Source organism: Type-A symbiont of Plautia stali, from assembly GCF_059731155.1.
This window is the reverse complement of record NZ_AP035891.1, coordinates 3,932,384-3,951,228: the sequence shown is the minus strand read 5'-3', so window position 1 is coordinate 3,951,228 and position 18,845 is coordinate 3,932,384. Positions and strand designations below refer to the sequence as shown.

At 55.9% G+C, this 18,845-nt stretch carries 17 protein-coding genes and 2 pseudogenes; 14 read left to right on the top strand and 5 right to left on the bottom strand.

Annotated elements, in window-relative coordinates; genetic code table 11:
* Positions 1-33 precede the first annotated feature (33 nt).
* From AC6I8M_RS20890 to AC6I8M_RS20880, 3 genes and pseudogenes are all read left to right on the top strand, one after another.
* Positions 34-1,599 (top strand): annotated as a pseudogene (locus AC6I8M_RS20890) (transporter substrate-binding domain-containing protein); the annotation flags it as partial.
* On the top strand, positions 1,588-2,340 hold the full coding sequence (locus AC6I8M_RS20885) for a response regulator (protein WP_022548476.1): 753 nt from the start codon (positions 1,588-1,590) through the stop codon (positions 2,338-2,340). The pseudogene AC6I8M_RS20890 and the gene AC6I8M_RS20885, both read left to right, overlap by 12 nt.
* Positions 2,279-2,452, top strand: coding sequence for a hypothetical protein (locus AC6I8M_RS20880; RefSeq protein ID WP_318285261.1), 174 nt, complete (start codon positions 2,279-2,281; stop codon positions 2,450-2,452). The genes AC6I8M_RS20885 and AC6I8M_RS20880 overlap by 62 nt, the downstream gene beginning before the upstream one ends.
* A 101-nt stretch (positions 2,453-2,553) precedes the next feature.
* Here AC6I8M_RS20880 and AC6I8M_RS20875 read toward each other — a convergent pair whose 3' ends face one another.
* On the bottom strand, positions 2,554-3,144 hold the full coding sequence (locus AC6I8M_RS20875) for a recombinase family protein (protein ID WP_022548474.1): 591 nt from the start codon (positions 3,142-3,144) through the stop codon (positions 2,554-2,556).
* A 185-nt stretch (positions 3,145-3,329) separates the two neighbouring features.
* Between AC6I8M_RS20875 and AC6I8M_RS20870 the strand changes: the two genes are divergently transcribed.
* Positions 3,330-3,902, top strand: coding sequence for a hypothetical protein (locus tag AC6I8M_RS20870; protein ID WP_498013493.1), 573 nt, complete (start codon positions 3,330-3,332; stop codon positions 3,900-3,902).
* Here the strand turns inward: AC6I8M_RS20870 and AC6I8M_RS20865 are convergent.
* Together AC6I8M_RS20865 and AC6I8M_RS20860 are read right to left on the bottom strand one after the other, a co-directional pair.
* The gene (locus AC6I8M_RS20865; protein ID WP_498013598.1) at positions 3,819-4,319 is read right to left on the bottom strand and encodes a tail fiber assembly protein; all 501 of its coding nucleotides are present in this window, start codon (positions 4,317-4,319) and stop codon (positions 3,819-3,821) included. The two genes, AC6I8M_RS20870 and AC6I8M_RS20865, sit on opposite strands and share 84 nt — an antisense overlap.
* Positions 4,320-4,431: 112 nt before the next feature.
* Positions 4,432-4,914 (bottom strand): tail fiber protein, encoded by a 483-nt coding sequence (locus tag AC6I8M_RS20860; protein WP_498013597.1) that lies wholly within the window; start codon positions 4,912-4,914, stop codon positions 4,432-4,434.
* 161 nt (positions 4,915-5,075) lie between these two features.
* Between AC6I8M_RS20860 and AC6I8M_RS20855 the strand changes: the two genes are divergently transcribed.
* The 5 genes and pseudogenes from AC6I8M_RS20855 (at position 5,076) to metF (ending at position 9,033) form a co-directional block, all read left to right on the top strand.
* Complete coding sequence (locus tag AC6I8M_RS20855; protein ID WP_022548474.1) at positions 5,076-5,666, top strand: recombinase family protein; 591 nt, start codon at positions 5,076-5,078, stop codon at positions 5,664-5,666.
* A 186-nt stretch (positions 5,667-5,852) separates the two neighbouring features.
* Positions 5,853-6,065, top strand: coding sequence for a Com family DNA-binding transcriptional regulator (locus tag AC6I8M_RS20850; RefSeq protein ID WP_082231764.1), 213 nt, complete (start codon positions 5,853-5,855; stop codon positions 6,063-6,065).
* Positions 6,010-6,729, top strand: a complete 720-nt coding sequence (locus tag AC6I8M_RS20845) for a Mom family adenine methylcarbamoylation protein (protein WP_010618735.1) — start codon at positions 6,010-6,012, stop codon at positions 6,727-6,729. The genes AC6I8M_RS20850 and AC6I8M_RS20845 overlap by 56 nt, the downstream gene beginning before the upstream one ends.
* Before the next feature lie 125 nt (positions 6,730-6,854).
* A pseudogene (gene metL, locus AC6I8M_RS20840) lies at positions 6,855-7,922 on the top strand (bifunctional aspartate kinase/homoserine dehydrogenase II); the annotation flags it as partial.
* Positions 7,923-8,136: 214 nt separating this feature from the next.
* Positions 8,137-9,033, top strand: a complete 897-nt coding sequence (metF, locus tag AC6I8M_RS20835) for a methylenetetrahydrofolate reductase (RefSeq protein WP_010618733.1) — start codon at positions 8,137-8,139, stop codon at positions 9,031-9,033.
* 74 nt (positions 9,034-9,107) lie between these two features.
* Here metF and ppc read toward each other — a convergent pair whose 3' ends face one another.
* Positions 9,108-11,759 carry a phosphoenolpyruvate carboxylase gene (gene ppc, locus AC6I8M_RS20830; RefSeq protein WP_010618732.1) on the bottom strand — a complete coding sequence of 884 codons (2,652 nt, stop codon included), beginning with the start codon at positions 11,757-11,759 and terminating at the stop codon, positions 9,108-9,110.
* A gap of 249 nt (positions 11,760-12,008) precedes the next feature.
* Complete coding sequence (gene argE / locus AC6I8M_RS20825; protein ID WP_010618731.1) at positions 12,009-13,157, bottom strand: acetylornithine deacetylase; 1,149 nt, start codon at positions 13,155-13,157, stop codon at positions 12,009-12,011.
* Between the two features lie 167 nt (positions 13,158-13,324).
* Between argE and argC the strand changes: the two genes are divergently transcribed.
* The 5 genes from argC to AC6I8M_RS20800 all read left to right on the top strand — a co-directional run bounded on the left by argC (position 13,325) and on the right by AC6I8M_RS20800 (position 18,634).
* A complete protein-coding gene (argC, locus tag AC6I8M_RS20820; RefSeq protein WP_010618730.1) occupies positions 13,325-14,329 on the top strand; it encodes an N-acetyl-gamma-glutamyl-phosphate reductase in 1,005 nt (334 codons plus the stop codon).
* Positions 14,330-14,347: 18 nt separating this feature from the next.
* The gene (argB, locus tag AC6I8M_RS20815; RefSeq protein ID WP_010618729.1) at positions 14,348-15,124 is read left to right on the top strand and encodes an acetylglutamate kinase; all 777 of its coding nucleotides are present in this window, start codon (positions 14,348-14,350) and stop codon (positions 15,122-15,124) included.
* Between the two features lie 14 nt (positions 15,125-15,138).
* Positions 15,139-16,356 carry an argininosuccinate synthase gene (locus AC6I8M_RS20810; protein ID WP_010618728.1) on the top strand — a complete coding sequence of 406 codons (1,218 nt, stop codon included), beginning with the start codon at positions 15,139-15,141 and terminating at the stop codon, positions 16,354-16,356.
* A gap of 75 nt (positions 16,357-16,431) precedes the next feature.
* The gene (gene argH / locus AC6I8M_RS20805) at positions 16,432-17,811 is read left to right on the top strand and encodes an argininosuccinate lyase (RefSeq protein ID WP_010618727.1); all 1,380 of its coding nucleotides are present in this window, start codon (positions 16,432-16,434) and stop codon (positions 17,809-17,811) included.
* Positions 17,812-17,911: 100 nt separating this feature from the next.
* Entirely contained in the window at positions 17,912-18,634 is a 723-nt protein-coding gene (locus AC6I8M_RS20800) for an Ig-like domain-containing protein (protein ID WP_498013596.1), read from the top strand.
* The last annotated feature ends 211 nt before the right edge of the window (positions 18,635-18,845 follow it).

The following is an 18,845-nucleotide window of genomic DNA, read 5'->3' as shown; positions in this document are numbered from 1 at the left end:
AGGGACACAGCCTAGAGCCTGGATTATCAGTCGGTGGTTAAAAACCATCCGCTGGATATCAGCGACAAAGAGGCCGCATGGCTGGCAGAACACCGCGAGATCACCGTTAACTACGATCCTTCGCATACGCCGTTTACCTTTATTGATAACCGCCAGCGCGTCGTCGGCCTGAGCGTGGACCTGCTGAAAATGATTTCACAGCGCACCGGCATTCGCTTTCGCTACAACCCGATTCAGGGGTTGAGCAACATGCGCGATACACTCAACCGCCAGCGCGATGCGATTATCGCCGTCAGCGACGCCACCGCGCAGCAGGACGACAAAATCCGCTACACCCGCTCCTACATCTACTCGTCATGGGTAGTGGTGACCCGCAAAGACAGCCCGTGGAAAAGCTTTGATGAGATGGCGGGCAAGCGCGTCGGTATCTATGAGCACGCCTACTATCGTTACGATTTACGTGAGCGCTGGCCGGGCATCAACTTCGTCGAAAACGGCGTATCGATTGATTCGCTCGGTCAGCTACTCGATAAGCAGCTGGATGGCTTTATCATGCCGTACGAGTCGTCGCTGTTTCTGCTCAATAATCACTTTAATGACAGCTTCAAGGTCGCGTTTGTCGCGCCGCTGCCAATGTTTCGCATGGCGATGGCGGTCAATGGTCAGGATCAGGTGCTGCTGTCGATCCTTAACAAAGCGCTGTCCGATATTCCGCAGCCGACCATGCAGTCGCTGATGGAGCGCTGGATCAAATACACGCCGCCCGCCACCAGCACCTCGTGGCAAAGCTATCGCAGCTATATATTGCGCATCGTCGCCGTGGCCGGGCTGGGCCTGCTGTTTTTCCTGTGGCGTAACCATCTGCTGAAAGCCTCGCTGGCAAAACAGCGCGAGCACGAGCGTGAAATCAGCGAGCAGCTGGCGCATATCGAAGCGCTGATGGCCGACCTGCGCAAAGCCAACGAAGTCGCGGTGCGCGCCAGCGAAGCGAAAAGCACCTTCCTGTCGCACATGAGTCATGAAATCCGCACGCCGCTGGCGGCGCTGATTGGCCTGCTGGAAATCGAGCATCTCGGCCAGAGTAATGAACAGCAGCGGCAGAAAAATATTGATGTCGCCTGGGAGTCGTCGCGTTCGCTGCTGTCGCTGGTGGGCGACATTCTCGACTTGGCAAAAATCGAATCCGGGCATTTCAGCGTGCAGCTGCAGCCGATGTCGCTCAGCGAAGTGGTGCGTGATTGCGAAGCGCTGTTCCGCCAGGTGGCGCTGAACAAGGGGCTTGCGCTGAATATCGTGCTGGAGCTGGAGCAGGACCAAGTGCTGTTTGACCCGGTGGCGCTGAAGCAAATTCTCTCCAATCTGGTGAGCAACGCCATCAAGTTTACTTCACACGGCGAAGTGAAAGTGGCGCTGTATCCGGCAGAGAGTACGCGGCCGGAGTATCTACTGGAGGTGAGCGACAGCGGGGTTGGCCTGACGGCAGAGCAGCAGCAGGCGATCTTCGAGCCGTTCATTTAGGTCGATCAGGGCAGCAACCGCGCCAGCGGCACCGGGTTAGGCCTCAACATTTGTCGCCGGCTGGCGGTGATGCTCGGCACCGAGCTGCATGTCGAGAGTGAACCGGGTGACGGCAGCGTGTTTATGCTGCGCTTCCGCGCGGAAGCGGCGCGTATTGAACATGAGCAACCCACCCTGCCACAGCCGGTGGAGCCCGCTAAGCAGGCTGCGCTGCGCATTCTGATTGTCGATGACAACGCCACCAACCGTTTGCTGCTGGCCCAGCAGCTGCGCTACGCCGGGCACCATGTGCTGGTGGCCGACGGTGGTGCAGCGGCACTGGTGCTGTGGCGTGAAAATCAGCCGGACCGCGTGATTACCGACTGCAACATGCCGGAGATGGACGGCTTCGAATTCACCCGCCAGCTGCGCGCCGAAGAGAAGCGCCTGGTGCGGCGTGCGGTGCCGGTTTACGGCCTGACGGCGATGGCGGAGGAGCGTGTGGCTCAGCTGGCGAAGGACGCCGGCATGAACGGTTGTCTGTTTAAACCGCTGGAGCGCGCGCAGCTGCTGCAGGTGATCACCGGCGCACCAATGAACCCGACGCGCGACGATACCCTGCTGACGCTGGAAAATCTGGCGGCAAACAACCCGCAGGCGTGGCGCGACCTGGTGACCACCGCGCGCCAGCAGAACAGTTACGATCTCGCCCAGCTGACGCAGGCGGTGGCTGCGAACAATGGCGCGTCACGCCGCGCATCAGCTACTCGGCAGTGCCCGTATGCTGCGCGCCGACGCGCTGCAACATCGCTGCCGCGCCGCGGAACAGGCGGCGGAGCATAAAGATGGTGCGCTATTACAACAGCTGCTGCCGGAGGTCGACGGGGCGGTGGCCGAGCTGGACGCGCTGTTCCTGCGTGCCCTGGAAACACCTATTCCTGAAGAGGTGATGTAATAAAAGAGAGCGCAATTGATGCGGCGTGCGATATTTGAAGCCAAAACGTGCGATAAATGACAGGCTACTTTTGTTTCCATCAGTGCAACGAAATTACACTGTCATTTTTCATCAAAGCCATTTTGGCCTGTTCGAGCATTCCGGTTAACTGGACAATATTTGTAGATGCTGGCCAATGAAACATCATACAGTAATGCAAGCTGTTTTCTGCTATGACCATTCGCCAATAATTTTTGAGCTTCCTGTTGCTGTGCAAAAGATAGCGACTGAGGTCTGCCGCCAATACGTCCTCTGCTTCTCGCTGCAGCTAAACCAGCCTGAGTACGTTCAACAATCAGTTCGCGCTCCATTTGTGCTAACGCGCTCATCACATGAAAGAAAAAACGGCCTGCGGACGTAGAGGTATCAATGGCATCCGTCAAACTATGAAAATGAATACCTTCATCTTCCAGATTGGATATTAAAGTAATCAAATGTTTAATGCTGCGACCCAGCCTGTCGAGCTTCCAGACCACCAGAGTATCCCCCGATTTCAGGCAGTTTAACGCGCGTTTTAATCCGGGTCTCTGGTCTGTTTTTCCACTGATTTTATCCTCAAAAATCTGTTCGCAATTTGCACAAATCAAGGATTTTTGCTGTAAATCGGTGTTTTGGTCATTTTTTGACACCCTCATATAGCCAATTTTTGCCATTTTAGCCCCTAATCCTCCCTCCGAAAGCCTTGTCATCGCTGGTTTTGGGCAAAATATTAGCTAAATTCCCGATTTAAGAAAACCTTGGTTTAACGGAAACGGTAGATTGTGCAAAAAATGCACTGGATAAACGGACTGGCGGAACGGTCAATGGCGACATTCTTTCACAGGGTGGCCAAATCGGAATGAAGGGGGATAACAGTAAGCCTTTTATTCTCGCGAATGCTGATGGCAACGTGCGCGCCTATATCTGGAAAGATAAGGGCGGTGATGGAATACACATCAATAACGGTATTGACGGCGGCGGCGATTATATTTTTCATAAAGATGGCGGTTTTCGTGCCCCTTCTTCCGTATATGCCGGAGCCGCAAGGATAGCCTCTGACGGCAATATCTACGGTAGCATGTGGGGCAATCAGTGGCTGGACGCTTACCTGGAAAAGACCTTCCAGCCTAAAGGGGCCTACGGCAAAGCGAATACCGCGAAAATGGAAGTCAACGGATGGTGGAAATGCGGGGACACGGGGTTGATTATCCAGTGGGCAAGATATGGAAAAGATAAAAGGGAAGGAACCTATGATTTCCCGTTGCCCATGAAATTTCCCAGCGCGGGATTGTTCTGTATCGGCTATGTTGCTTCTGCGATAAATTTTCATGCAGATCGTCAATCACAGTCAGCCCATCTGGTCGATAACGGGATCGTCAGGGTGACGGTGGATAACAGCCTTGAAACCGTGGTTCTGGCGATTGGTTTCTGAAGGAGGATCTGGCCAGTCGATATCCGTGGCTGCGCTGAGATCGATACGATTAAGCAGCACGCGGTATTTTTTCCAGGACAGCAGTAACGCTTTTTCGGCATCCGTTGCCATATCGAGGTCTACGGCGTCCTGAAGAGGTGCAATGGCGGCGGTAGCAATCTGCATCAGCGAGGATTTTCGCTTCTCTGCTGCTGATATCAGATCTTCTTTTGTTGGTGGTGGTATATCTCCCCATGCTGGAAAACCATCCGTACCAACTATACGCTGCTTACCTTTGGGAGACAGATTGCCTGCAAATTCCAGCCAGACATCATCACCGACTTCAACGGTATCTTTGGGAAAGCTGCCTGCCCTGATATAGTCCTGTTTTAATTCTTCAGGGAAAAAAGCATTTTCACCCGGACTGTAGTAATACATGATTAATATCCTATTGCTATCCTGGCTGTAGCCAGGTTGTAGTCAGTTGTAACCTTGATATGCGCCTTATCGACTAATCCGGCAGAGTGTGAACATAGATCTTCACCCATCCCTATAGCTTCAGCAACCCAGCCCAGCGCCCACAGACCTTCATTTGGAAACGGAAGGGCAGCGGAAGGATTTTCCTGTCAAAGTTTTCGCTATCAGTTTTACCCCACTGGATAATCAATCCCGTGTCCCCGCATTTAAACCATCCATTGACCCCGAGCTTCGCTGTATTCGCTTTGCCGTAGGCCCCTTTGGGCTGGAAGGTCTTTTTCAGGTAAGCGTCCAGCCACTGATTGCCCCACATGCTACCGTAGATATTGCCGTCAGAGGCTATCCTTGCGGCTCCGGCATATATGGAAGAAGGGGCACGAAAACCGCCATCTTTATGAAAAATATAATCGCCGCCGCCGTCATTGCCATTGTTTAGCCGAACGCCATCACCGCCCTTGTCTTTGTAGAGCCACATGCGAACGCTATCATCCTGATTATGAATACCCAGATGCTTGCGGCCATCCCCCTTCAGGGTGATCTGGCCCCCCTGTGACATAATGTCACCATTGACCGTTCCGCCAGTCCGTTTATCCAGTGCATTTTTTGCACAATCTACCGTTTCCGTTAAACCAAGGTTTTCTTAAATCGGGAATTTAGCTAATATTTTGCCCAAAACCAGCGATGACAAGGCTTTCGGAGGGAGGATTAGGGGCTAAAATGGCAAAAATTGGCTATATGAGGGTGTCAAAAAATGACCAAAACACCGATTTACAGCAAAAATCCTTGATTTGTGCAAATTGCGAACAGATTTTTGAGGATAAAATCAGTGGAAAAACAGACCAGAGACCCGGATTAAAACGCGCGTTAAACTGCCTGAAATCGGGGGATACTCTGGTGGTCTGGAAGCTCGACAGGCTGGGTCGCAGCATTAAACATTTGATTACTTTAATATCCAATCTGGAAGATGAAGGTATTCATTTTCATAGTTTGACGGATGCCATTGATACCTCTACGTCCGCAGGCCGTTTTTTCTTTCATGTGATGAGCGCGTTAGCACAAATGGAGCGCGAACTGATTGTTGAACGTACTCAGGCTGGTTTAGCTGCAGCGAGAAGCAGAGGACGTATTGGCGGCAGACCTCAGTCGCTATCTTTTGCACAGCAACAGGAAGCTCAAAAATTATTGGCGAATGGTCATAGCAGAAAACAGCTTGCATTACTGTATGATGTTTCATTGGCCAGCATCTACAAATATTGTCCAGTTAACCGGAATGCTCGAACAGGCCAAAATGGCTTTGATGAAAAATGACAGTGTAATTTCGTTGCACTGATGGAAACAAAAGTAGCCTGTCATTTATCGCACGTTTTGGCTTCAAATATCGCACGCCGCATCAGAAAATCGCACTACCGACCTTGCGCCGGCTAACATGAAACATAAGTGGCATTAGCGATCAATAAAGCCTTATCGATCGCTAAAACAGATCAATTTGAGAAGATGTTACAGGAGATACGCTGCTGCGGTTGTCACCGATTGCTGGCAAAAGCAGAAGCGATTTACATACAGATAAAATGCCCGCGCTGCAAAGCATTTAATGAAATGAGGATGAGCAATCCCTCAACCAGCGTCTCCGAACGCCAGTCGGAGACCGGAAATGAAGCGCGCACATACGTCACGCATTCTCACACCACCCCAGCCCATTTTCGATAATGACCAGATTGTTGGATACGGCTCACACGAATTGCGGGTAGAAACCATTGCCTGCTGGCTTACCCGCGTCATTGTAACAAGTCGGCATTATAGCAGGCGGTTTGTTAATAATTCCTGGCTACATCTTGGGGTATTCTCCGGTAGGGCTTTGGTTGGGGTGATGCAGTTGGGGTACGCCCTGAATCCTAACAGTGGCGCAAAAGTGGTCTCTGGCACGGGGAATCGTGAGTATATGGAGCTTAACCGCTTATGGCTGCATGATGACATGCCTAAAAATTCAGAGTCACGAGCGATCAGCTATGCACTGAAAACTATCAGATTACTTTATCCTCAGGTGCAATGGGTGCAATCCTTTGCAGATGAGCGCTGTGGGCGTTGTGGCGTGGTGTATCAGGCGAGTAATTTTGAATATATTGGCAGCCATTACTCGCGATTCTATGAGCTTGATGGTGAATGGTATCACAAAATAGCCCGCAACGCGATCACGCGGGGCGGCAAGCGAGGAGAATACCTGAGGGCCAATATAGAGCGTGCAACTGTTCATCGCTTTCAGCAATTTCGATATATCCGCTTTTTGGACAAACGCGCGAAGAAGCGCCTCAATACAAAATTATTTAAAGTGCAGCCTTATCCTAAGCCGGAAACGTTAAAACCAAGTTCATGATGTTTTAGGGACAATAAAAGCGTTACATCAGTACAGCAATTGGTATCAAATAATTTTCATTTGTGTGATTTTTGAGCGTATCAAATATTTTGCCTTTCGGTATCAAATGATTTGCCGCGCTATACGAGAAGCGCATCGGCCTGATCCTGTTTGGCAAAGGCAATATCGGTTCACGCTGGCTGGAGCTGTTCGCGCGCGAGCAGGAGACGCTGTCGGCGCGTACCGGGTTCGAGTTTGTGCTGGCGGGCGTGGCGGACAGTAGCCGCAGCCTGCTGAGCTATGACGGTCTCGACGCCAGCCGGGCGCTGGCCTTCTTTGATGATGAAGCCGAAGCGCGCGACGAAGAGTCACTGTTCCTGTGGATGCGCGTGCACCCGTTTGACGATCTGGTGGTGCTGGACGTCACCGCCAGTGATTCGCTGGCGCAGCAGTATCACGATTTTGCCAGCCATGGCTTCCACGTCATCAGCGCCAACAAAGTTGCCGGCGCTGCCAGCGGCCAGAGCTGGCGTCAGGTACGCGATGCCTTCGCCAAAACCGGTCGCCACTGGCTGTATAACGCGACCGTGGGTGCCGGACTGCCGGTCAATCACACGGTGCGCGACCTGCGCGAAAGCGGCGACAGCATTCTGGCGATCAGCGGTATCTTCTCCGGGACGCTGTCGTGGCTGTTCCTGCAGTTTGACGGCACGGTGCCGTTCAGCGAGCTGGTCGATCAGGCGTGGCAGCAGGGCTTAACCGAGCACGATCCGCGCGTCGATCTCTCCGGTCAGGACGTGATGCGCAAACTGGTGATTCTGGCGCGCGAAGCCGGTTACGACATCGAACCCGATCAGGTGCGGGTTGAATCGCTGGTGTCGTCACAGTGCGAAGGCGAATCCATCGACCACTTCTTTGAAAACGCCGACGAGCTGAACGAGCAGATGCTGCAGCGCTTCGAAGCCGCACAGGAGATGGGTCTGGTGCTGCGCTACGTGGCGCGTTTCGATACCAACGGTAAAGCGCGCGTCGGCGTGGAAGCGGTGCGTCCGGAGCATCCGCTGGCGGCGCTGCTGCCGTGCGATAACGTGTTTGCCATTGAAAGCCGCTGGTATCGCGACAATCCGCTGATAATCCGCGGGCCGGGTGCCGGTCGGGATGTCACCGCCGGTGCGCTACAGTCTGGTATCAATCGTTTCGCCCAACTGCTGTAAACCTTCTGCGCAGACGGCGTTCGCTGTCTGCGTTTTTCCCCCTGCTTCCCCGTCAGGTGAATCCCTTTCACTTTGGTTGAATATTTGTCACGCCCGGCAAGCAATTTTATGTTGACGCTAAGCTGAATATCGTTCATTTTTTGCATCTGGATGTCTAAACGTATGGATGTTCGCGGTTCGCAAATTAATCGATATGTGATGATGAGGTAACAGGATGAGTTTCTTTCATACCAATCAGCGCGAAGCGCTGAACCAGAGCTTGGCTGAGCTGAACGGGCAAATTAATGTCTCTTTTGAGTTTTTCCCGCCCCGCACCAGCGAAATGGAAGCAACCCTGTGGAACTCCATCGACCGCCTGAGCAGCCTGAAACCCAAATTCGTCTCGGTGACTTACGGAGCCAACTCCGGCGAGCGCGACCGCACTCACAGCATCATCAAAGGCATTAAAGAGCGCACCGGACTGGAAGCGGCACCGCATCTCACCTGTATTGATGCTACGCGCGATGAACTGCGCGCTATCGCGCGTGACTACTGGAATAACGGCATTCGCCATATCGTGGCGCTGCGCGGCGATTTACCACCGGGCGGCGGCAAACCGGACATGTACGGCAGCGATCTGGTGTCGCTGCTGAAAGAGGTCGGTGATTTCGATATCTCGGTAGCGGCCTATCCCGAAGTGCATCCGGAAGCGAAGAGTGCGCAGGCGGATCTGATCAACCTGAAGCGAAAAATTGATGCAGGTGCCAGTCGCGCGATTACCCAGTTTTTCTTCGACGTGGAGAGCTATCTGCGCTTTCGCGATCGCTGCGTGGCCACCGGTATCGACGTGGAGATCGTGCCGGGTATTCTGCCGGTCTCCAACTTTAAACAGCTGCAGCGTTTCGCCACCATGACCAACGTGCGCGTACCGGGCTGGATGAACGCCATGTTTGACGGGCTGGATGATGATGCGGAGACGCGCAAAATGGTCGGTGCCAACATCGCCATGGACATGGTGAAAATCCTGTCGCGCGAAGGGGTGAAGGACTTTCATTTCTACACGCTGAACCGCGCCGAGATGAGCTATGCCATCTGCCACACGCTGGGCGTACGCCCGACGCTGGCGGCATAAGCGTGAAAGGATAAAAAAGAAGGGGGCCTCAGGGCCCCCTTTTTGCTGTGCGATGCGTGATGCGCCGCCAGCCGTCAGCCGGTGTTACGCATGCCGGCCGCGACGCCAGCGATAGTGACCATCAGCGCCTGTTCTACACGCGCATCAGGTTCATCGCCGCGCTCTTCCTGCGCACGCGCACGCTGCAGCAGTTCCGCCTGCAGCACGTTGAGCGGATCGGTGTAGACGTTACGCAGCGCGATGGATTCGGCGATCCACGGCTGGTCCGCCATCAGATGCGCATCGTTCGCGATGGTCAGCACCGCTTTGATGTCGGCATCCAGCTGATCGCGCAGCTGTTTGCCGAGCGGCCACAGCGATTTATCCACCAGACGCTGATCGTAATACTCCGCCAGCCACAGGTCAGCCTTCGAGAACACCATCTCCAGCATGCCGAGGCGCGTGGCGAAGAAGGGCCATTCGCTGCACATGGTTTCCAGCTGATCCTGATGGCCTTCGTCCATCGCTTTCTGCAGCGCCGCGCCGGCACCCAGCCACGCGGGCAGCATCAGGCGGTTCTGCGTCCAGGCGAAGATCCACGGAATGGCGCGCAGCGACTCTACGCCGCCGGTCGGACGCCGTTTCGCCGGGCGCGATCCGAGCGGCAGTTTGCCCAGCTCCTGCTCTGGCGTCGCCGAGCGGAAGTAGGGAACGAAGTCCGGATTTTCACGCACATAGCCGCGGTACATGGCGCATGAATATGCTGACAGGCCGTTAATGATCTCCTGCCATTCGCGTTTTGGCTCTGGCGGTGGCAGCAGGTTGGCTTCCAGAATCGCACCGGTGTAAAGCGACAGGCTGGCGATGGTGACTTCCGGCAGGCCATATTTGAAGCGGATCATTTCACCCTGTTCGGTCACGCGCAGGCCGCCTTTCAGGCTGCCCGGCGGCTGTGACAGCAGGGCTGCATGCGCCGGTGCGCCACCGCGGCCAATCGAACCGCCGCGTCCGTGGAACAGCGTCAGGGTAATGCCGGCTTTGTTGCAGGTTTTAATCAGCGCATCCTGTGCCTGATACTGCGCCCAGCTGGCTGCCATCACGCCGGCATCTTTTGCCGAGTCGGAGTAGCCAATCATCACCATCTGCTTGCCGTTGATGAAGCCGCGATACCAGTCGATATTCAGCAGCTGGCTCATCACGTCATTGGCGTTGTTGAGGTCGTCGAGGGTTTCAAACAGCGGCGCCACCGGCATTGCGTAAGGGATGCCGGCCTCTTTCAGCAGCAGATGCACCGCCAGCACGTCAGACGGCGTTTTGGCCATAGAAATCACATAGGCGGCAATCGAGCCCTGCGGCGCTTCTGCCGCCACTTTGCAGGTATCCAGCACTTCACGCGTGTTGTCGCTGGGCTCCCACTGCCGCGGCAGCAGCGGCCGCTTGGAATTCAGTTCACGGATCAGGAACGCCTGCTTGTCGGCTTCTGACCAGCTTTCGTAGTCGCCCAGTCCGAGATAGCGCGTCACTTCGGCAATCGCTTCGGTGTGGCGAGTGCTCTCCTGACGGATATCGATACGCACCAGCGGCACGCCGAAGCACTTCACGCGGCGCAGCGTATCCAGCAGCTGGCCATTGGCGATGATGCCCATGCCGCACTGCTGCAGCGACTGGTAAATAGCAAACAGCGGCTGCCACAGTTGATCGTTAGAAACCAGCAGATCGGCCGGACGCGGCAGGCGCTCACCCTTCAGGCGGCGCTCCAGATAGCTCTGGGTGCTCATCAGCTGGCTGCGGATACGCTTCAGAATCACACGATACGGCTCTAGCGCCTCCGCATCGCCACACAGTTCGCGCACTTCGTCGCTGCACTCGGACATTGACAGCTCGGACACCAGCACGCCGATGTCGCACAGGAACAGGTCGGCGGCTTTCCAGCGGCTTAGCTGCATCACGTGGCGGGTAATCGGTGCGGTGACGTTCGGGTTACCGTCACGGTCGCCGCCCATCCACGAGGTAAATTTGATTGGCACGAAATCCACCGGCAGCTGGATGCCGAAGCTCTCTTCCACCTGCTGGTTCAGCTCGCGCAGAAACGCCGGCACGCCTTCCCACAGGCTGTTCTCCACCATCGCGAAGCCCCATTTGGCTTCATCTACCGGCGTCGGGCGATATTTACGGATTTCATCGGTGTGCCACGCCTGCGCCACCAGCTGCTGCAGACGGCGCATGACCTGGTTGCGTTCGTAGTCGGTGATGTCGCTGTGGTCGAGCTGTTGCAGACAGCTGTTCACTTCGCCCAGCTTGTGGATCAGCGTGCGGCGGGTAATTTCGGTCGGGTGGGCGGTGAGCACCAGCTCCAGCGACAGCTGCTCAATCGCCTGGCGGATTGCCGGCTCGCTGAGATCGCTCTGTTGCTTCAGGCGCTCGAAGGTCTTTTTCAGCAGCTCCGGATGGTTAGCGCCGTCACCGCTGCGCGAGATGGTTTGATACTGTTCTGCCACGTTGGTGAGGTTAAGGAACTGGCTGAACGAGCGTGCCACCGGCAGCAGCTCGTCGTTAGACAGGTTTTGCAGCGTGGAGAGCAGTTCCTTACGATGAGTGTCATTTCCTGCACGGGATGACTTAGAGAGCTTGCGGATGGTCTCCACCCGATCGAGGATGTTCTCTCCTAGTGCATCCTTTATCGTATCCCCGAGCAGTTTGCCGAGCATACTGACATTACTTCGCATTGCGGAATATTGTTCGTTCATGTGACTCTGACACCCTTATCGTCTTAAATATAAAACCTCTATACCCAACGGGCATAACATCGTCTTTTATCTAGCCACGGTTCTTCCTGTTCGTCAATTGACTTAAATTGCCGGTATCGTGCTGTTAACTATCGGAAATTCATCGAATTTAATTGACAGGAGGTGGGATAAGTTATTCTTATTATCAAATCTAGGATAATGACGGGGCAATTTGCTGATTTCGCAGTGAAATGCCCCATCTTTTAATCATCAATGGCAAAAATGCTGCACAACCTGAGTGATAAGCGCATGAGTCGGCTTAATAAATGCAGTATCAATAAACTCATCTGGCTGATGCGCCTGATTGATGGATCCAGGCCCTAACACCAGCGTCGGGCACAACTGCTGGATAAACGGCGCTTCGGTGCAGTAATTCACCACTTCTGTCGGCACTCCCAGCAGCTTCTCCACCACCTTGACCAGTTCATGATCGGCAGGGCATTCGTAGCCGGGAATCGGCGGATGCAGCTCACCTACGGTCAGACGGCCCGGCCAGCGCGCGCTCACCGGTGCCAGCGCTTCATTGAGTAAACCGTCGAGATCGCTCAGCGTCAGTCCCGGCAGCGGACGGATATCCATATGCAGTTCACAGCAGGCGCAGATGCGGTTCGCCGCGTCGCCGCCGTGGATATGGCCAAAGTTCATGGCCGGATACGGAATGGCGAAGCCGTCGTGGTGATAGCGTTCTTTCAGCGTATTACGCAGCTGCATCAGCTGAGTAATGGACTCATGCATCAGCTCGATAGCGTTCACGCCGCGCGCCGGATCGCTGGAATGACCGGACTGACCCTGAATGCGGATGGCGTGCGACAGATGGCCTTTGTGGGCGCGCACCGGCTTCAGCGACGTCGGTTCGCCGATGATGGCGCAGTCCGGCCGCAGCTGGGTCGATTCAGAGAAGTATTTCGCGCCGGCCATCGTGGTCTCTTCATCGGCGGTGGCGAGGATGTACAGCGGTTTGCTTAGCTTCGTCACGTCAACGTCACGCAGCGCATCAAGAATAAAGGCAAAGAAGCCTTTCATGTCGGCGGTGCCTAAGCCGTACAGCTTGTTGTCGTGTTCGGTCAGGGTGAAGGGATCGCGCGTCCAGCGGCCGTCGTCGTACGGCACGGTATCGGTATGGCCCGCCAGCAGCAGGCCACTTGCGCCATTGCCGCTGCGCGCCAGCAGGTTGAATTTGTGGCGTGTACCCGGCACCGGCTGGACTTCCACGCTGAAGCCGAGATCGCGGAACCAGCCCACCAGCAAATTGATTAAAGTTTCATTGCTCCGATCCAGCGCGCTGTCGGTGGCGCTGATGGACGGTGTCGCAATCAGCTGGCGGTAGAGTTCGATAAAAGGTGGAATTTTTGTCTTCACTGTTGACGGTCCCTAGGTTAGGATGTGTCAATATTAATTCATTAATAATGAATAAAAATACATTAACGTCGTCTGCATGTGAACTGAAAAAAGCTGCAAACGGCATCGTGGGCAACGGGGCAATGCCGCGACCCGATACGTGTGACTGTAATAAGGTATACAGCCTGATGTTGAATACGCTGATCGTTGGTGCCAGTGGTTATGCTGGCGTTGAGCTTGCCACCTACCTGAATCGCCATCCGCATATGAACATAACCGCTTTGGCGGTTTCAGCGCAAAGCCCGGATGCCGGAAAGTTACTCTCCGATCTCCATCCGCAGCTGAAAGGCAGGGTCGATTTGCCATTGCAGCCGCTGAGTGATGCCGCTGAGTGGGCCGGCAAGGTCGATGTGGTGTTCCTCGCCACCGCACACGAAGTCAGCCACGATCTGGCCCCGGAATTCCTGAAAGCCGGCTGCGTGGTGTTCGACCTCTCAGGTGCGTTCCGCGTTAACGACGACGGCTTTTATCAACAGTATTACGGTTTCAGCCATCAGCACCAGGCGTGGCTCGACAAAGCCGTTTACGGCCTGGCCGAATGGAACCACGAGCAGATTAAAGATGCGCAGCTGGTGGCGGTGCCGGGTTGCTATCCGACTGCCGCGCAGCTGGCGCTTAAGCCGCTGATTAACGCTGGCCTGCTTAATCCGGCTCAGTGGCCGGTAATCAATGCCACCAGCGGCGTCAGCGGCGCCGGGCGTAAAGCCAGCGTCACCACCAGCTTCTGTGAGGTCAGCCTGCAGCCGTACGGCCTCTTCAATCACCGTCACCATCCGGAAATTGTGGCCCATCTCGGCACGCCGGTGATCTTTACGCCGCATCTCGGTAATTTCCCGCGCGGCATTCTGGAAACCATCACCTGCCGTCTGAACGCCGGCGTGAGCCAGCAGGATGTGGCGGCGGCGTTCCACAGCGCCTACCACGACAAACCGCTGGTGCGGCTGTACGACAAAGGCGTACCGGCGCTGAAAGCGGTGATTGGCCTGCCGTTCTGCGATATCGGCTTTGCCGTGCAGGGCGAGCACCTGATTGTTGTCGCAGCGGAAGACAACCTGCTGAAAGGCGCCTCCTCACAGGCGGTACAGTGTCTCAATATTCGTTTCGGCTTCCCCGAAACGCTGTCTCTGATTTAACGGACGGATAACCTAACCATGAGCAATCCTCTGATCATTAAGCTGGGCGGCGTACTGCTGGATAGCGAAGAAGCGCTGGCGCGTCTGTTTGATGCCCTGCTGGCGTACCGCACGCAGTATCAGCGTCCGCTGATTATCGTCCACGGCGGCGGTTGCCTGGTGGACGAGCTGATGAAGAAACTGGCGCTGCCGGTAAAAAAGAAGAACGGTTTGCGTGTGACGCCAGCCGATCAGATCGACATTATTACCGGTGCGCTGGCAGGCACCGCCAACAAAACGCTGCTGGCATGGGCGAAGAAGTACGGCATTGGCGCAGTGGGTTTATGCCTCGGCGATGCCGGCCTAGTGAACGTGGCACAGTTCGATGAGGAACTTGGGCATGTCGGCAACGCCACGCCGGGCAATCCGCAGCTGCTGAATACGCTGCTGGATGCAGGCTATATGCCGGTGATCAGCTCGATTGGCATCACCGACGGCGGCGAACTGATGAACGTCAATGCCGACCAGGCCGCGACCGCGCTGGCGGCGACTATCGGTGCCGATCTGGTGCTGCTGTCGGACGTCAGCGGTATTCTCGACGGCAAAGGTCAGCGCATCGCCGAGATTACCGCAGCCAAAGCCGAGCAGCTGATCGCCCAAGGCATTATTACCGATGGCATGATTGTGAAAGTGCATGCGGCGCTCGACGCGGCGCGTACGCTGGGACGCCCGGTGGATATCGCCAGCTGGCGTCATGCTGAACAGCTGCCAACCCTTTTCAACGGCGTGTCGATTGGCACCCGGATTCTCGCATAATCAAGGATTACGACATGAGCACGCAAAACATCAAAAAAATCGTTCTGGCTTACTCGGGCGGTCTGGATACCTCAGCCATCATTCCCTGGCTGAAAGAGAACTACGGTGGTTGTGAAGTGGTGGCGTTCGTGGCCAACATTGGTCAGGATCCGGCCGATCTGGAAGGCGTAGAGAAGAAAGCGCTGCAGTCGGGCGCGTCTGAGTGCCACGTGGTCGATCTGCGTGAAGAGTTTATCAGCGAGTACGTTTACCCGGTGCTGCAGACCGGTGCGCTGTACGAAGGCACCTATCTGCTGGGCACCTCAATGGCGCGTCCTATCATCGCCAAAGCGCAGGTTGAGCTGGCGCTGAAAGTGGGCGCAGACGCGCTGTGCCACGGCGCAACCGGTAAAGGCAACGATCAGGTGCGTTTCGAAACCACCTACACCGCGCTGGCACCGCAGCTTAAAGTGGTGGCGCCATGGCGTAAGTGGAACCTGCGTTCGCGTGAAGCGCTGCTGGATTACCTGAAAGAGCGCAATATCCCGACCACCGCATCGCTGGAAAAAATCTACAGCCGTGATGAGAACGCCTGGCACATCTCGACCGAAGGTGGCGTGCTGGAGAGCCCGTGGAACGCGCCAAACAAAGATTGCTGGGTGTGGACCGTCGATCCGCTGGAAGCGCCGGATCAGCCAGAAAACGTCACCGTCAGCGTGGAGAAAGGCCAGGTTGTCGCCGTGAACGGTGAGAAACTGAGCCCGTTCCAGTGTCTGGAAAAACTCAATGCGCTGGGGGCGAAACACGGCGTCGGCCGTATTGATATCGTGGAAAACCGTCTGGTGGGCATCAAATCACGCGGCTGCTACGAAACTCCGGGCGGCACCATCATGGTCAACGCGCTGCGTGCGGTTGAGCAGCTGGTACTGGATCGCGACAGCTTCAAATGGCGTGAACAGCTGGGTCAGGAGATGTCTTACGTGGTGTATGACGGCCGCTGGTTCGCACCGCTGCGTCAGTCAATCCAGGCTGCTGCCGCATCGCTGGCAGAGCTGGTGAACGGCGAAGTGGTACTGCAGCTGTATAAAGGCCAAGCTACGGCGATCCAGAAAAAATCGGCGAACAGCCTGTACTCGGAAGAGTTTGCCACCTTCGGCGAAGACGAAGTGTACGATCACCGTCACGCGGGCGGCTTTATCCGTCTGTTCTCGCTCTCTTCACGCATTCGCGCGCTGAACGAGCAGAAGAAGTAACACCGGCGGCAGGCGACATATTTTGCAGGGGCGGCTTCGGGCCGCCCTTTGTTTAACAGATTCAGGAGCAAACAGATGGCACTTTGGGGCGGACGTTTTTCGCAGGCGGCAGATCAACGGTTTAAACAGTTCAACGACTCACTGCGGTTTGACTACCGCCTGGCGGAGCAGGACATCATCGGTTCGGTGGCTTGGTCAAAAGCGCTGGTGACGGTAAACGTGCTGAGCAGTGAAGAGCAGCAGCAGCTGGAAGCCGCGCTGAATGCGCTGCTGGAAGAGGTTCGCGCCAATCCGCAGCAGATTCTGCAGAGCGATGCCGAGGATATTCACAGCTGGGTGGAAGGCAAGCTGATCGACAAAGTCGGTGCGCTGGGCAAAAAGCTGCACACCGGGCGCAGCCGTAACGACCAGGTGGCGACCGATCTCAAACTGTGGTGTAAAACGCAGGTGGCACTGCTGCTGGAAGCCACGCGCGAGCTGCAGTCAGCGCTGGTGGCCACTGCTGAAGCCAATCAGGATGCAGTGATGCCGGGCTACACCCACCTGCAGCGGGCGCAGCCGGTGACGTTTGCCCACTGGTGTCTGGCCTACGTTGAGATGCTGGCGCGCGACGAGAGCCGTCTGCAGGATACGCTGAAGCGGTTGGACGTCAGCCCGCTGGGCTGCGGCGCGCTGGCCGGTACTGCTTATGAAATTGACCGTGAGCAGCTGGCCGGCTGGCTCGGCTTCGCATCTGCCACGCGTAACAGCCTGGATACCGTGTCAGATCGCGATCACGTGCTGGAGCTGCTGTCTGATGCCTCGATTGGCATGGTGCATCTGTCCCGCTTCGCCGAAGACATGATCTTCTTCAACACCGGTGAGGCCGGCTTTATTGAGCTGTCCGATAAAGTGACGTCGGGCTCATCGCTGATGCCGCAGAAGAAAAATCCGGACGCGCTGGAGCTGATCCGCGGCAAGTGCGGTCGCGTGCAGGGCGCACTGACCGGCATGATGATGACGCTGAAAGGGCTGCCGCTGGCGTACAACAAAGATATGCAGGAAGACAAAGAAGGGCTGTTCGATGCGCTCGATACCTGGCTTGACTGCCTGCATATGTCGGCGCTGGTGCTGGACGGCATTCAGGTGAAGCGCCCGCGCTGTCAGGAAGCCGCCGAGCAGGGTTACGGCAACTCGACCGAACTGGCCGATTATCTGGTAGCCAAAGGCGTGCCGTTCCGCGAAGCGCACCACATTGTCGGCGAAACCGTGGTGGAAGCGATCAAACAAGGCGTCGCGCTGGAGGCATTAAGTCTGGCGCAGTTTAAGCAGTTTAGCGCGGCGATTGGGGAGGATGTTTACCCGGTGCTGTCGCTGCAGTCTTGTCTCGATAAGCGTAACGCCCGCGGCGGCGTAGCACCACAGCAGGTGGCGCTGGCGATCGGCGAAGCGAAGCAGCGCTTAAACCTGGCGTAATGCGCGCCAAGAAATTTCTTTCGCAAAAAAGAGACAATTCTTGATCGGCCTGGCGTGAAGAGTTCTTAAAGTGTGCTCGCAGTTAATTTGGAGAACATAAATGAGCACTTCACGCTTTGGCTACCCTTTCTTTCCTCTGGAGCCGGCCGTTGAAAACCAGGTTCCTGTCACCTTCGATTCCGCCTCGGTGAATGACGGCGGTTTTATTGTCGATGGCGAAATCACCCGCGATACGCGTCCTGCGCTGAACGGCTATGCCGGTCGTGGTGTCACGCTTGAGTGTTATCAGGATGGCGATTGGTTGGGCAGTACGGTGAGTGACGCCCGGACCAGCTATTTCAGCTTTACGCTGCCTACCGCGCTGGCGGGAGGGAGTCATCAGTTCGTGGCACAGGTGGCGGCAATGCCGCAGAGCGCCAGCGCGCCCTTCACGCTGATCGTCGAGGATGCCGGTTTTGTGCCGGTCACGCTAACCGCCATGCACAGCGGCACGCAGTTTATCTGGCCGGAAGAGAGCACCACGCAAACCCAGCCGACCTTTTCCGGTAAAGGCCAGCCCGGCAGCCGGGTTGAGCTGTTTGATAACGATGAGCCGCTCGGTAATGCGCTGGTGGATAGCGATCACAAATGGACGTTTACGCCGTCTCATGCGCTGGCCGCTGGCGAGCATCAGATCGTGGTGAAATGCGGCGCAGGGAATGTCAGTGCGCCGGTCAGCCTGATCGTCGCGGATGATATTATGGGAGATGTGGCCCGGCCGGAGGCACTCAGCGGCCTGCATCTGCACGACCTGCTGGCCAGCGTGCCGGTTAACCTGTTCTAGGACGCGGAGCTTAACCCGGCCACGCAGCAATATGAGCTGGTGCTGAATAATGACGATCTGCAGCAGGAGCTGACGCAGTCGGGTATCGTCGGCCAATCCCTGGTGCTGACGGAGCAGGATTTGCAGTAGTTGCTGGATGATATGCCACTGCTGATGCAGAGGCAAAAAAAAGCGGGCTTTGAGTAGCCCGCCAACCTCTAGCTTCGGAATT

Excerpts from the sequence above, each read along its gene's own strand:
- metF (WP_010618733.1), top strand. The coding sequence starts at position 8,137 with ATGAGTTTCTTTCATACCAATCAGCGCGAAGCGCTGAACCAGAGCTTG.
- AC6I8M_RS20885 (WP_022548476.1), top strand. The coding sequence starts at position 1,588 with ATGCTCGGCACCGAGCTGCATGTCGAGAGTGAACCGGGTGACGGCAGC.
- AC6I8M_RS20870 (WP_498013493.1), top strand. The coding sequence starts at position 3,330 with ATGAAGGGGGATAACAGTAAGCCTTTTATTCTCGCGAATGCTGATGGC.
- AC6I8M_RS20810 (WP_010618728.1), top strand. The coding sequence starts at position 15,139 with ATGAGCACGCAAAACATCAAAAAAATCGTTCTGGCTTACTCGGGCGGT.
- AC6I8M_RS20855 (WP_022548474.1), top strand. The coding sequence starts at position 5,076 with ATGGCAAAAATTGGCTATATGAGGGTGTCAAAAAATGACCAAAACACC.
- AC6I8M_RS20865 (WP_498013598.1), bottom strand. The coding sequence starts at position 4,319 with ATGTATTACTACAGTCCGGGTGAAAATGCTTTTTTCCCTGAAGAATTA.
- AC6I8M_RS20850 (WP_082231764.1), top strand. The coding sequence starts at position 5,853 with ATGTTACAGGAGATACGCTGCTGCGGTTGTCACCGATTGCTGGCAAAA.
- AC6I8M_RS20875 (WP_022548474.1), bottom strand. The coding sequence starts at position 3,144 with ATGGCAAAAATTGGCTATATGAGGGTGTCAAAAAATGACCAAAACACC.
- argH (WP_010618727.1), top strand. The coding sequence starts at position 16,432 with ATGGCACTTTGGGGCGGACGTTTTTCGCAGGCGGCAGATCAACGGTTT.
- argC (WP_010618730.1), top strand. The coding sequence starts at position 13,325 with ATGTTGAATACGCTGATCGTTGGTGCCAGTGGTTATGCTGGCGTTGAG.
- AC6I8M_RS20860 (WP_498013597.1), bottom strand. The coding sequence starts at position 4,914 with ATGTCACAGGGGGGCCAGATCACCCTGAAGGGGGATGGCCGCAAGCAT.
- AC6I8M_RS20800 (WP_498013596.1), top strand. The coding sequence starts at position 17,912 with ATGAGCACTTCACGCTTTGGCTACCCTTTCTTTCCTCTGGAGCCGGCC.
- ppc (WP_010618732.1), bottom strand. The coding sequence starts at position 11,759 with ATGAACGAACAATATTCCGCAATGCGAAGTAATGTCAGTATGCTCGGC.
- AC6I8M_RS20845 (WP_010618735.1), top strand. The coding sequence starts at position 6,010 with ATGAAGCGCGCACATACGTCACGCATTCTCACACCACCCCAGCCCATT.
- AC6I8M_RS20880 (WP_318285261.1), top strand. The coding sequence starts at position 2,279 with ATGCTGCGCGCCGACGCGCTGCAACATCGCTGCCGCGCCGCGGAACAG.
- argB (WP_010618729.1), top strand. The coding sequence starts at position 14,348 with ATGAGCAATCCTCTGATCATTAAGCTGGGCGGCGTACTGCTGGATAGC.